We start from the raw sequence: 12,697 nt of genomic DNA, 5'->3' as shown, positions 1-12,697 counted from the left end.
ACGGGGGGGCGGGACAGGGCCGGGAGTAGGCCGGTCCTGTCCCGCGCGGGGTCGAGGGGTGATGCCTCTACTGCTCCGTCAGCCGGATCGCCACGGCCGGGCAGACGGCCACGGCATGGCGTACGTCGTCGAGCAGTTCGTCACCGGGGTTCTCGTCGAGCAGGATGGCGATGCCGTCCTCGTCCCGCTGGTCGAAGACATCGGGCGCGGCGATGACGCACTGCCCCGACGCGACGCACTTCGGTTCGTCCAGTTCCACATGCATGTCTGTCTCCGGTTTCAGTCTTGCTCTGCGTTGTTCGAGGGAGTGGGCTACCAGGTCACCGGCAGCTCGTAGAGGCCGAAGACCAGGCCGTCGTACTTGAAGGGGAGCTTCTCCAGGTCGGCGGCCAGGCGCAGGGTGGGGATGCGGCGGAACAGCGTGCCCCAGACGACCTGGAGCTCCAGGCGGGCCACGGGCTGGCCGAGGCACTGGTGGATGCCGTAGCCGAAGGCCTGGTGACGGCGGGCGTCGCGGCCGACGTCGAGCCGGTCGGGCTCGGGGAAGTGGCCCGCTTCCCGGTTGGCGGTGTTGCTGGGCAGGACCATGCCCTCGCCCGCGCGGATGGTCCGCCCGCCGATCTCGATGTCCTCCAGGGCGATACGGCGATTGCCGAGGTGAATGATCGTCAGGTAGCGCAGGAGCTCGTCGACGGCGCGTGCGAGGACCTGCGGGTCGTCGGTGTCGCGGATGATCGCGAGCTGGTCGGGGTGCTCGAGGAGGGCCGTGGTGCCCAGCGCGATCATGTTGGCGGCGGTCTCGTGGCCGGCGCCGAGCAACAGCAGGCCCATGGAGGTGGCCTGGCGGCGGGTGAGGTCGCCGTCGCGCAGGCGTTCCGCGAGGACGGTCAGCAGATCGTCGGTGGGCTTGGCGAGCCTCGCCTGGATCTGCTGGTCGAGATAGTCCAGCAGGTCGTGGTGGGCTGCTGCCACCTCCGCCTGGTCGGCGTCGTGACGCATGCCGACGGCGCTCTTGGTCTGGAAGAAGTCGTGGTCCTCGTAAGGGATGCCGAGCAGTTCGCAGACGACCAGTGAGGGCAGGGGCAGGGCCAGGGAGCTGACGAGGTCGGCGGGTTTGGGCCCGGCCAGCATGGCGTCGATGAACTCGTCGGTCATCCGCTGGACGGCGGGCCGCATGGCCTCGACGCGTTTGACCGTGAAGGCACTGGTGATCATCCGGCGGATCCGGGCGTGCTCCGGGTCGTCCATATTGAGGAAGGCGGGCTCCATGCCGCGCTTGGCGACCTCGGCGAACGCGGGGTTCATATAAGGGAAGTCGGGGCGCCGCTGGTCGACGCTGCATCGCGGGTCGGCCAGCAGGGCCCGCTGGTCGTCGTAGCGAGTGACGAGCCAGGGCGTGGAGCCGTTCCAGATCCGGACCTTCGTCAGGGGCCGGTCGTCCCGCAGTTGCTCCTCGTGCAGCTCCCGCAGTCCGGCCGGCGGGGCGAAGGGGCAGCGCGCGTCCCTCGGCATCGGGAACTCGGGGACGGACTCGTCCTGGGCGTGGGCCAAGGGCTGGTTCATGTCACTCCTCGTGGTGGGGGGAGGGAGCCGTACCGGGGAATCCGTCGGCTCCCGTTCGTCGGGCCGGCGGTCAGACACACTCGGCCGTCTCTCACGACATTAAATCAATGGGTTCATTTAAACAATCGGGAGTTCTGCGTGTGGGGTGGAGCTGCGAAGAGGGCCTGCGGCATCCGTCGCGGAACGGGGGCGCAGGGGAAGGTCGGTGACGACCTCGAAGCCCCCTTCGGGGAGAGAGCCCGCGCGCAGCGGGCCGCCGACGGACGCGGCCCGCTCGCGCATGCCGAGGAGACCGAAACCGCCGCTGCCCGGCTCCCGGGACGCAGCGGCACCGCCGTTGCTGACGCGGACGCGCAACCGGTCGCCGGTGTAGGCGATCCGCACCTCGGCCGAGTCGGTCCCGGCGTGCTTGGTCACGTTGGTGAGCGCCTCCTGGAGGATGCGGTACGCCGTGACGTCCGTTGCGGCCCCCACGGGCCGCGGCTCGCCTTCGGTGATGACCGTGACGGTGAGCCCGGCACTCTTGAAGGAGTCGACCAGCTCGGGGAGCCGGGCGAGACCGGGAGCGGGGTCCGCGGCGCTCTCGGTGTCGCCCGCGCTGCGCAACAGGCCGACGGTGGACTTGAGTTCACCCAGGGCGAGCGCGGTCGTCTCGGAGAGGTCGTTCGCGATCCGGTCCGCCTCGTCGGGCCGGGTGCGCACCAGCCGGGTGACGGTACGCGCCTGGAGGTTGGCCAGGACGAGGTGGTGGGCGACGACGTCGTGGAGGTCGCGGGCGATGCGCATGCGTTCCTCGGTGACACGGCGACGTGCCTCTTCCTCGCGGGTGCGCTCCGCGTGCTCGGCACGGGCCCGCACGGCCTCCACGTAGGCCATGAAACCGCCCAGTGCTTGCCAGGCGCGTCACGCCGCGGACGTCGGGTCCACCGTCGCCTGGTGGGCCTCCGCCAGGTGCTCCTCCGCCTTCAGCCAGGGCAGGAACTGCGCGCCTCTGCGCCAGCCGCAGGTGTCGCACCTGATCGTCGCTGCACACCCGCGCGCCGCACCCGCACCACGTGCTCCCGGCTGTGCTGGTCCCAGCGGCTGACCTTGCTGGTGTCGATCTGCACCACGACGTCTCCCGCGTCCAGGATCCGGCGGATCCGGTCCGCTCGCAGCAAGGAGTGTGCAGCAAGACCAACATCAACAGGGCTCTGCCCGGCAGCCAGTTATCCAGTTGTGAGACGCGTGGCGCATGGTGATGGCGTCAGCCGCCCGTGCCGGACTGTGCCGTGTGCCATGGCACAAACGCGTTGCTCAGCCCCGCCAGGGCCGGGCGCAGCTCCGGGTGGTGCCGGAGGATCACCGTGGCCATGGTGTTGTCGTCGATCCAGGCCATCCCGGCCTTGGAGTACACCTCCGGCGTGTAGTACGAGGTGAAGAAGCGGTCACTGCTCAACCTGACCGAAGCCATCAGGATGAAGATGCGGAACGCGGTGTTGCTGAAGGTGAACCCGGCCGGAAGCCTCTCGGCGTACATGCCGACCGTCAGGTCGACCTTCTCGATGTCGTTCCCGTACAGCCGCTTGATTTCCTCGGCCCACTCCGGATTGTCCGTCAGATCCTCGAAGCTCGTCGCGGGCTTCATCCTCAGAAGCCGGCGGAACTCGTTGTAGCGGGGGACGCCCAGCTCCCGACTGCGCAGGATGTCGGTGGCGGCAAGGTCCTGTAGGTGCCCGTCGGGGCGCTGGAACTCCTGGAGGAACTTCGGGAAGTTGTGCAGGGTGACCAGACCCGGGTGGAGCGTGCCGAAACTGTAGAGCAGGTCGGCCATGCTCGTGGTCTCGAGGACCTTCAGCGCCTCGGGTCCGGAGATGTCGCGCAAAGTGCAGTGGCGCAGGGTCTCGTTGTCGACGGCGGAGCGCAGGTGCCAATCGTCGCGGATCAGCGGATGCATGCGGTAGATGGCCACGAACTCCTCGGTGAGGGCGAACGGGGCGCCGTAGTGATCCGTCTCGGCGCCGGGGATGCCGCTGATGAGCTCGCTGCCGCTGATCCGGCCGAGAAGGTTGTGGACGCGTTCCCCCGCGAGGCCCCACCAATTGGTCTGCAGGGCCTTGACGGTCGTGGGATGACTGATCACAGCCGGTGTCCACTCCACGGTGTGGATCTTGGCGATGAGTGCGGAGTTGACGAGCCGCGCCCGCTGGAACAGCTCCTCGTCGTCCCAGGACGGATACGCGGCATGCAAGTGGTCGCAGATGGCGTTGTGTTCCTGGGCGAACAGGTTCTGCATGAGCACCAGGCCCAGCCAGAAGCCGGGCACCCGCGACGGGTCGCGAGAGGGGTCGGGGAACGGGGTCTGCTCGTCGTCCCACAGCCGCAGCCTGCCCAGCTCACCGGTGCGCAGCCGGCGTTGCTCCGCGTCACTCGACCCATAGACCTGCGACGCGTCCCACCAGTGGGAGGAGACGTTGACGCGCGTGTCGGGCATGTCGGCACCCGCCTGTGGGTCCCGGGTCGGGTCGTCGGGTGTCCGCATGATCCGCATCGGGCGCTCCGGCCATGGATCGTCGTCCACGAGGGGCACTTCCCAGGGCCGGTCCTCAGGACTCGTGCCGTGGCTGAACCAGTCGCGGATCATGAACTGCAGCCAGGTGGAGATGAGGGAGTTCACCGACTCGGCCGGGATCAACTCGTGACGGGTGAGCAGGGCTCGGCTGACCTCGCGCGGGTTGGGCCGGGAGAGAATGTCCTCGGGCGTGGCCGACGGGATCCTGTCCAGCGGGAAGTTGCGGTTGAAGCGTGTGCCCGCCATGCCCGTCCGGGGCTCGTCGAGGTTGTTGAAGCTGCCGTCGGCCCTTCGGTTGACCTTGTGTTGCTCGGACTTCGGCCCGGGATCGGGAAGGTTGACCGAGGGCAGGTGCGTGGTGTCGTGGAGGTTCTCCTGACGGAGCCTCACGCGCAGTCCGTAGAGGACCGCCAGGCCCGGAAGCACGGCCAGCTTGTCCCAGCCGATGCGCCGGTCGACGTACTCGGCGAGGTCGCCTGCGATTCTCCCCGCGAGAGACGCGGATGCGGAGCGGGAGCGGCGGAAGAGGGAGCGTCGTGTGCTCATGGTGGTACTCCTTGGGGCACTCCTGGCGGGTCCTCCATCGGGCCGACCACCGGCCGTGGCACCCGTCGGCTCCCACGCCGGCGATGCAGTCGGATCCCGTGCCGGTTTCGCGGAACGCAGAGTGAATCGGTATGGAATTCACACTAGGAGAAGTTCCGCTCGCCTGCATGCCGGAACGTAATTGTTGATGCTTGTATATTCGCGTTCGTGATCTTTTTGAGGCCCGGTGAGGCGTCCGCTACGCAGATGCGGACCCTTGTGGCGGCAGTTACGGTGGTACGCGAAAGGGAGGGCGAGAGGGGCGAGGGGGGATTCGGACCGCCAGAGACGGAGAATTCCTATGCTTATTGTCATCATGACGTGCGCGGCAATCATTCTGGTAGGCGTGATGGTCCGCTTTTCGCGGTCTGTCCATGCCGACCTGAAGTGTGGCGACGCACCGATGCATTTCGATGACGGACTCGTCGTCACTTGGGCGGGCCCCGCACCCGAAGAGGCACGGGTGAAAGTGGGGAACGGTGGCATATTCGAGCGGGTAGAGCAGGTGACGGGGACGGGAATTCCGGCGGGCTACCCGGAGAAGTACCTGGACAACCTGCGCACCTCTGAGGTTTTCAACGCGAGCATGGCCTGGACTCCCGACGAACTGGTGCGCTGGCAGGAACGCCATGGAATCGAGATGGAGCCCGAGGCCATGAGCGTATTCGAAAGCTACCTCAACAATGGTCACCGCATCTTCATGACGCTGGTGGACCATCCGAGCGTCTCTGATCCGGGATCGTTCGTGGCCTGCAGCCTGGTGCTCCAGCGTGCCGTGATCGTGTACAACGGCCGGCGGCAGGACCTGTTCCTCCGTTCCTACTTCCACAGCGCACGGACCGACTCCTCGGAGTACGTCAACTTCGTGCCCGGTGGCAGTGTGCACTACTCCTTCAAGACGGACTCAGTCTGGTTCCCCTTGGAACTGACCCGGTTGATCTCCGAACCGGCTTCCTACGTCGAATTGGACATCGTCACCCCCGAGGAATTCGACGAGGCTCTTCTTCCGGCCCCGTTCTCGGCGCAGGCGAATGGGCCCGTGCTTCTGGGGGACGTCAAATATCAGGTGAGGCGAGCCTCGGCTGTGCTCAGAGTGGGTGAAGACCAAAGCACTGCCATCCCGGACTTCAGGATGGTACTGAGCTGACGAGCCGTGCAGGCCCGTGTCGGAGGGTCGGCCGATCAAGCCGACCCTCCGAGGGCTGGTGGCTCAGGGAGTGATGAGTGCACACTGCAGAGCTTGTTTATCTGGCCGTGCTGACGCTGACGTTCTCGATGATCGCTTCATTTACTTGTTTCGTTCGTGTCGTATCCGACTCCATGGCGCCGACGCTGCTTGTCGATGACCGGCTCCTGGTGATCCGCAGAACAGTTCTGACGCGGTGTTTTCCGGCTCGCGGCCAGATCGTGGTCTTCACCGCTGACGCCAAGGGCCCTGAGGGAGGAAGCAGTCGGCGCAGGATGGTCAAGCGGGTGGCCGCCACCGGCGGGGACAGCAACCTCGTCGGTGACGATGTCCGAGTGGAAGGCGTGTGCCGGCCGCAGCGCGTTGACGTACCGGCAGGCGGTGTTTACGTACTGGGGGACAACCGGCAGGTTTCGCGCGACTCGCGAGAGTATGGGTGTATCCCTTCACGACAGGTGACAGGCTTGGTCGTTCTCGTCGTGTGGCCGCTGCGCCGGGCGCGAGCGGTCCGATGACGCGATCCGCCATCGCGGCCACGGTCGAGCACCTGATCCAAACGACGGTCCTTACGCCTGGTGTGCGGGCGTCTCGGCCGCCGCCGCGGCGGGGACCCCGTGCGCGGCGGCGACGGCACGGTGCCGGGGGAGGAAGGAGGACAGCAGCAGCGCGACGAGGGCGGCGCCACACCCGATCGCCATGATCACCTTGAAGCTGTCCTCGGAGGGCAGCGCGTGACCGGCGAAGTCCGTGGTCATCTGGGCGAGGATCACGCCGGAGGCGGCGCTGGCGATGGAGGTGCCGATGGAGCGCATCAGCGTGTTGAAGGCGTTGGCCGCGCCGGTCTCGGAGACCGGGACCGCACCCATGATGAGCATGGGCAGGGCGCCGTAGGCGAAGCCGATGCCGGTGCCGATGATGCAGGAGACCAGGACCAGCTGCCAGATCTCGCTCATCATCACGATGTTCAGGGCGTAGCCGGCGGCGACGATGAGCGCGCCGATCATCAGCGTGAGCTTGGGGCCCTTCGCCTGGGAGATCTTCGACGACAGGGGAGCGGCGACCATCACGATCAGGCCCTGCGGCGCGAGGACCAGGCCGACCGTCAGCAGGTCCTCCCCGAGGCCGTAGCCGGTCTGCTCGGGCAGCTGGAGGAGCTGCGGGACGATCAGCTGCATCGCGAAGAGGGAGAAGCCGAAGGCCAGGCCGGCGAGGTTGGTGAAGAGGACCTGGGGGCGGGCGGTGGTGCGCAGGTCGACGAGCGGCTGGGCGGTGCGCAGTTCGAAGAAGCCCCAGGAGAGGAAGACGACCACGGCGGCGGCGAAGAGGCCGAGGGTGGTGCCGTCGGCCCAGCCCCAGTCGCCGCCCTTGGAGATGGCCAGGAGCAGGCAGACCAGGCCGCCGGCCAGTCCGAGTCCGCCGATCAGGTCGAAGCGACCGCCGCTGCGGACCTTCGACTCGGGCACGAGCAGGAGCATGGTGACGAAGGCGACGGCGCCCAGTGCGGCGGAGGCCCAGAAGAGGATGTGCCAGTCGAAGTTGTCGGCGACGAAGGCGGCGATGGGCAGACCGAGGGCGGCGCCGATGCCGAGGGAGGCACTCATCAGGGCGGTCGACGAGGCGAGCCGCTCGGCGGGCATCTCGTCGCGCATGATGCTCAGGCCGAGCGGGATGACACCCGCCGACAGGCCCTGCAACACCCGGCCGATGATCATCGGGGTGAGGGAGTCGCTGAGGGCGACCGCCACCGAGCCGATCGTCAGCGCGGCGAGGCTGGTCAGGAGCATGCGGCGCTTGCCGTACATGTCGCCGAGGCGTCCGGCGATGGGGGTGGCGACGGCCGCGGCGAGCAGGGTCGCGGTGACGGCCCAGGCCGTGTCCGAAGCCGGTGCGTTCAGCAGCCTGGGCAGCTCCGGCACGATCGGGATGACCAGGGTCTGCATCAGCGAGACCACGATCCCGGCAAAGGCCAGCACCGCCACGATCACGTTCGGGTTCTTCGGGGGCGCTGACGCCGCAGTGGTCGCGGGTGGGGTGGTTTTGTCGGACATGACTGATCTCCGTCTGAGCAGGCAGATATACGGGAACCCGCCAGGCTTAAATCAACGGGTTGATTTAAAATGTACTCCGGGGATGGATCCGGTTCAAGTCGGGTCGGCCGAATCCAGCGGGAACGCCGGATGGAGGGGCTGTGGAGGAGGATGGCCTGGACAGGCCAGGTGATTGCGTACGCTTTCGTCGTTTGACCTCGCCGACCCGGACGAGGATCCGCGATGGCCTGGGGGACGGGCTGTCGAGGATTGGTCTGATGTCCCGAAGTGGTGGTGAGGATGGCCGGCAGGACGAGGCGGGACGAGCAGGTCAGTGCGACGCGCGAGGCGCTCCTGGACGCGGCGGAGCGGCTGTTCGCCGAGCACGGGGTGCACGCGGTCGCCAACCGTCAGATCAGTCTGGCCGCCGGGCAGGGCAACAACGCCGCGGTCAGCTATCACTTCGGCACCAAGATCGACCTGGTGCGTGCCATCGCCCGTCGGCACGCCGAAGGTATAGAGGCCGGCCGGGTGCGCATGTTGGCCGACATCGGTGACTCCGCCGACCTGCGGGACTGGGTGGCCTGCGCGGTGCGTCCTGTCACCGGACATGTGGAGGCCCTGGGGGCCTCCAGCTGGTACGGCCGGTTCATCGCCCAGGTGACGGCCGACCCCGCGCTCCGGGCGGTCACCAGTGAGGAGTTCGCGGCCGGCTCGCCGTCGATGGAGAAGCTCCAGGACGGCCTCAACCGCTGCCTTCCCGACCTGCCCGCGGAGGTGCACGCCGAGCGCTCGGCCATGACCCGCCACCTGATCACGCAGATGGTGGCCGAACGGGAGCGTGCTCTGGACGACAACACGCCGACCGCGCGCGCCAGTTGGCGTGAGACGGCGAACGGTCTGATCGACGCGATCGTCGCGCTGTGGCAGGCGCCGGTCACGCGCGAGGGCTGACGCCCGGCCCGCCCGGCACGCTGCTGTGTGCCCGGCCGGTCGTGACCGAAAATTAAATCAATGAATTGACTTAAGTTGTTCCCGGATGGTTGCTTGGGTCTACGGAAGGCGTCGCGTCGCAGGAGACCGGCAGGCCAGAGGCCCTGCGCGGTAGCTGATTCGACGACTTCCGGCCGGCAGACCCCCCACCAGCGAGGAGCATGCAGTGACCAGCGCAGTAGACCAGCCGACCGGCGGGCCCCCCGCGGACGCTCCGGAATACGACATCGCCCGGTCCGTGCGGTGTCCGCTCGACCCGGCACCCGCGATGACGGCACGTCAGAAGGAGGGCCCGCTGGTGCGGGTCCAGCTCTGGGACGGCACCCTCGCGTGGCTGGTGACCGGCTGGGAGGAGCACCGGGCGGTGCTCTCCGACCAGCGGGTCAGCGTGGATCCCATGCATCCCGGGGCTCCGAAGCTCTCCCCCGGAGAGAGGGCGATGGTCGACACCCTGCGGAAGCAGGGCAAGAGTTCGGTCGGCATGAGCTTCATCATGATGGACGACCCCGAGCACAGCCGACTGCGGCGCATGGCCACCTCCGCCTTCACCATCAAACGGATCGAGGCCATCCGCCGACCCACCCAGCGGGTCGTGGACGACCTGATCGACAAGATGCTCGACGGGCCGAAACCGGCCGACCTCGTCGAGGCGTTCGCGCTGCCGGTGCCGTCGCTGGTGATCTCCGAACTGCTCGGTGTGCCCTACGACGACCACGACTTCTTCCAGCGCAACAGCAAGGCCATCATCAACCGCGACACCCCCGGTGAAGACCGGCTGACGGCCCGGCAGGAGCTGCTCACCTACCTGGACGGGCTGCTGGGCGAGAAGCTCACCCACCCCGCGGAGGACCTGCTCTCCGGACTCGCCGAGCGCGTCAGGGCCGGCGAACTGACTCGCGAAGAGGCCACCGAGATGGGGGTGCTGATGCTGTTCGCGGGCCATGAGACCACCGCGAACATGATCACTCTCGGCACCCTCGCCCTGCTTCAGCACCCCGACCAGCTGGCCCTCCTGCGCGACACCGACGACCCGAAGCTGATCGCCTCCGCGGTCGACGAACTGCTGCGCTGGATCACCATCACCCACGGCGGACTGCGGCGCGTGGCCCTGGAGGACATCGAGATCGCCGGCCACGTCATCCGCGCCGGCGAAGGCATCATCCCGGTCAACGAGACCGCCAACCGGGACCCGTCGGTCTTCCCCGACCCCGACCGCCTCGACATCACACGTGACGCCCGCCGCCACGTGACCTTCGGATACGGCATCCACCAGTGCCTGGGACAGCCACTGGCCCGCATGGAGCTCCAGGTCGTCTACCCCACCCTCCTGCGGAGGATCCCCACCCTGGCGCTCGCCACGGTCCCGGAGAAGATCCCGTTCAAGCACGACGGCTTCGTCTACGGGGCCTACGAACTCCCTGTGACCTGGTGAGGAACCCGATGACCAGTGATGTCGTGATCGTGGGTGCCTCGGCTGCCGGACTGGCCACGGCCGAGGCCCTGCGCAACAAGGGATACGACGGGGCGCTGACCCTGGTCGGAGACGAACCGCAAGCCCCCTACGACCGGCCGCCGCTGTCGAAGCAGATCCTGTCCGGCGCCTGGGAACCGGAGCGGGTACGCCTGCGCGATGAGGAGGCCATCGCCAAGCTCGGCGCGAACCTCCGCCTGGGCCGCCGGGCGACCGGTCTTGACCTGGCCGGACGCCGGGTCCTGCTGGACGGCGACGATCCGGTCGGCTTCGACGCCCTCGTCATCGCCACCGGCGTCACCCCGCGCCGACTGCCCGGGGACGAGCTCGCGGGCGTGCACGTCCTGCGCACCCTCGACGACGCCCTCACGCTGCGCACCCACCTGCTGGGCGGGCCGAAGGTCGTCGTGGTCGGCGCCGGGTTCCTCGGGGCCGAAGTGGCCGCGGTGGCCCGCACCATGGGACTCGACGTCAGCCTCGTCGACCCGCTTCCGGTGCCCATGATCCGCCAGGTGGGCGAACAGATCGGGAAGCTCGTAGGGCAACTGCACGGCGACCACGGAGTCGCCGTGCACCTCGGAGTCGGAGTCTCGCAGTTCGCCGAGGTTGCCGGACGCGTGGTCGCCGTCGAACTGGCCGACGGCACCAAGCTCGACGCGGACGCGGTCGTGGTCGCCGTCGGGTCCACACCCGCGACGGACTGGCTGACCGGCTCGGGCCTGCCGCTGGGCAACGGCGTGGAGTGCGACGCCCACTGCCGGGCCGCCCCAGGCGTGTACGCCGCGGGTGACGTCGCGTGCTGGGACAACCCGCACTTCGGCCGGCGGATGCGCATCGAGCACCGGCTCAACGCCACCGAGCAGGGCATGACCGTGGCCGCCAACCTCCTCGGCGAGGAACGCCCGTTCGCTCCCGTCCCGTACTTCTGGAGCGACCAGTACGACGCACGTATCCAGGCCTACGGCATCTTCCCCGACGGCGCGGACATCACGGTGGTCCACGGCAGCCTGGACGACCGCAAGTTCGTCGCCGCCTACGGCCACGAGGGCACGGTCGTCGGAGTCCTCGGCTGGAACAGCCACCGTGAACTGCGGGGGCTTCGACAGCTCGTCGTCGACCGCGCTCCGTACTCCGGAAGGCAGCAGCCATGACGGACAACTCGATGTAACGGCGCGAGTTCTACATCGGCGGTGTCTGGGCCAAGCCGGCGGGCACCGCGGTGCTGGAGGCCGTCTCACCCTCCACGGAGGAGGTCGTCGGCGAGGTACCGGCCGCGACCACCGAGGACGCTACGCCGAGCTGATCCGCGCCGAAGCCGCCACTGCTCAGGACGGCAACTGGGCGAGGATCCCGGGGTCGTCGGCCAGTCCTGGCCCGTTCACCACACGCCCGGCCGCGACGCGCTCCACGAAGGCGGCGACCCGGTCGAAGGCTTCCAGAGCCTCGGGGAGGATGGCCCCGCAGACGGGCCAGGCGTGGTGCATCGCCGGCCAGATCTCCAGGACCGTCTCCACTCCGCAACCGCCCGCGCGCCGGGCCAGGCCGAACGAGTCGTCCCGCAGCAGCTCCGAACCGGAGACGAGGACGAAGAGCGGAGGCAGGCCGGTGAGATCGGCGAGAGCGGGGGACGCCTGGGGGTCCTCCGGGCTGTGGTCCGCCAGGTACTCCCGGGCCATCATCGGCCCGCGCCCCGTTCGCAGGATCGCGTCGGTGCCGGCACATTCGGCCCAGCTCCCGGAGAGGTAGTTCTCCGGTCGCAGGTCGAAGACCCCGGAGTACAGCACTCCGGCGAGCGGTGACGGGTCACCCGCGTCACGCAGGCGAAGCAGGAGCGCGGCAGCCAGGCCGGCTCCCGCGGAGTCGCCGGCGACGACAATCCGAGCGTCGGGATACGCGGCACGGACGGCCGCGTAGGCCTCGGCGCAGTCGTCCAGCCCGGCGGGGAAGGGGTGCTCCGGCGCGAGCCGGTACTCGGGGGCCACCGCCCGTGCGCGCGTGCGCAGGGCCAGCGGTCCCGCGATGGACCGGGTACCCGCCGCGCAGCCGCTGCGGAATCCGCCGCCGTGGATGTGGAACAGGACCACGTCCTCACGAGGCTCCGCCGGTTCGAAGAGGAGGGCTCCCTCATGGCCGGGGAACGCCGACTCGGTGATGCCCGCCGGTACTGGTGTCACGGCCGCGTTGGCCACCGCGTTCGCGCGCTCCTCGGCGAGCGTCAGGGGAGGTTGACCACGCCCTGCCAGTAGCCGGTCGGTCAACCATTGGTGCGCCTTGCTGGGCATCGGGTCTCCCTGTCGTGGTGGTGAGGGGCGGCTCCGTGG

Annotated in this window: 11 protein-coding genes and 1 pseudogene; 5 read left to right on the top strand and 7 right to left on the bottom strand. The window is 68.6% G+C overall.

What is annotated here, in order from left to right; translation table 11 throughout:
• Window positions 1–67: 67 nt before the first annotated feature.
• From ACIBK5_RS25900 to ACIBK5_RS25880, 5 genes and pseudogenes are all read right to left on the bottom strand, one after another.
• On the bottom strand, window positions 68–265 hold the full coding sequence (locus ACIBK5_RS25900) for a ferredoxin (protein WP_399022915.1): 198 nt from the start codon (window positions 263–265) through the stop codon (window positions 68–70).
• A gap of 47 nt (window positions 266–312) precedes the next feature.
• Window positions 313–1,563 (bottom strand): cytochrome P450, encoded by a 1,251-nt coding sequence (locus ACIBK5_RS25895; protein ID WP_399022913.1) that lies wholly within the window; start codon window positions 1,561–1,563, stop codon window positions 313–315.
• Between the two features lie 117 nt (window positions 1,564–1,680).
• On the bottom strand, window positions 1,681–2,439 hold the full coding sequence (locus ACIBK5_RS25890) for a sensor histidine kinase (protein ID WP_399022911.1): 759 nt from the start codon (window positions 2,437–2,439) through the stop codon (window positions 1,681–1,683).
• Between the two features lie 27 nt (window positions 2,440–2,466).
• Window positions 2,467–2,675 (bottom strand): annotated as a pseudogene (locus tag ACIBK5_RS25885) (hypothetical protein).
• A 134-nt stretch (window positions 2,676–2,809) separates the two neighbouring features.
• Entirely contained in the window at window positions 2,810–4,660 is a 1,851-nt protein-coding gene (locus ACIBK5_RS25880; protein WP_399022910.1) for a peroxidase family protein, read from the bottom strand.
• Between the two features lie 340 nt (window positions 4,661–5,000).
• Between ACIBK5_RS25880 and ACIBK5_RS25875 the strand changes: the two genes are divergently transcribed.
• Together ACIBK5_RS25875 and lepB are read left to right on the top strand one after the other, a co-directional pair.
• Window positions 5,001–5,846 (top strand): hypothetical protein, encoded by an 846-nt coding sequence (locus tag ACIBK5_RS25875; protein ID WP_399022908.1) that lies wholly within the window; start codon window positions 5,001–5,003, stop codon window positions 5,844–5,846.
• A gap of 77 nt (window positions 5,847–5,923) precedes the next feature.
• The gene (lepB, locus tag ACIBK5_RS25870) at window positions 5,924–6,400 is read left to right on the top strand and encodes a signal peptidase I (RefSeq protein WP_399022907.1); all 477 of its coding nucleotides are present in this window, start codon (window positions 5,924–5,926) and stop codon (window positions 6,398–6,400) included.
• 51 nt (window positions 6,401–6,451) lie between these two features.
• Here the strand turns inward: lepB and ACIBK5_RS25865 are convergent, their stop codons facing one another.
• The gene (locus ACIBK5_RS25865; RefSeq protein ID WP_399022905.1) at window positions 6,452–7,933 is read right to left on the bottom strand and encodes an MFS transporter; all 1,482 of its coding nucleotides are present in this window, start codon (window positions 7,931–7,933) and stop codon (window positions 6,452–6,454) included.
• A 279-nt stretch (window positions 7,934–8,212) separates the two neighbouring features.
• Here ACIBK5_RS25865 and ACIBK5_RS25860 point away from each other — a divergent pair, with 279 nt between their 5' ends.
• From ACIBK5_RS25860 to ACIBK5_RS25850, 3 genes are all read left to right on the top strand, one after another.
• The gene (locus ACIBK5_RS25860) at window positions 8,213–8,866 is read left to right on the top strand and encodes a TetR family transcriptional regulator (RefSeq protein ID WP_399022903.1); all 654 of its coding nucleotides are present in this window, start codon (window positions 8,213–8,215) and stop codon (window positions 8,864–8,866) included.
• A gap of 205 nt (window positions 8,867–9,071) precedes the next feature.
• On the top strand, window positions 9,072–10,337 hold the full coding sequence (locus ACIBK5_RS25855; protein WP_399022901.1) for a cytochrome P450: 1,266 nt from the start codon (window positions 9,072–9,074) through the stop codon (window positions 10,335–10,337).
• 8 nt (window positions 10,338–10,345) lie between these two features.
• Window positions 10,346–11,527, top strand: coding sequence for an NAD(P)/FAD-dependent oxidoreductase (locus ACIBK5_RS25850; RefSeq protein ID WP_399022900.1), 1,182 nt, complete (start codon window positions 10,346–10,348; stop codon window positions 11,525–11,527).
• A gap of 174 nt (window positions 11,528–11,701) precedes the next feature.
• Here ACIBK5_RS25850 and ACIBK5_RS25845 read toward each other — a convergent pair whose 3' ends face one another.
• Window positions 11,702–12,658, bottom strand: coding sequence for an alpha/beta hydrolase fold domain-containing protein (locus ACIBK5_RS25845; protein ID WP_399022899.1), 957 nt, complete (start codon window positions 12,656–12,658; stop codon window positions 11,702–11,704).
• Between the last annotated feature and the right edge of the window lie 39 nt (window positions 12,659–12,697).

Source organism: Streptomyces sp. NPDC050546 (assembly GCF_044457425.1).
Classification (GTDB): domain Bacteria; phylum Actinomycetota; class Actinomycetes; order Streptomycetales; family Streptomycetaceae; genus Streptomyces.
This window is presented reverse-complemented; position numbering and strand designations above follow the sequence as displayed.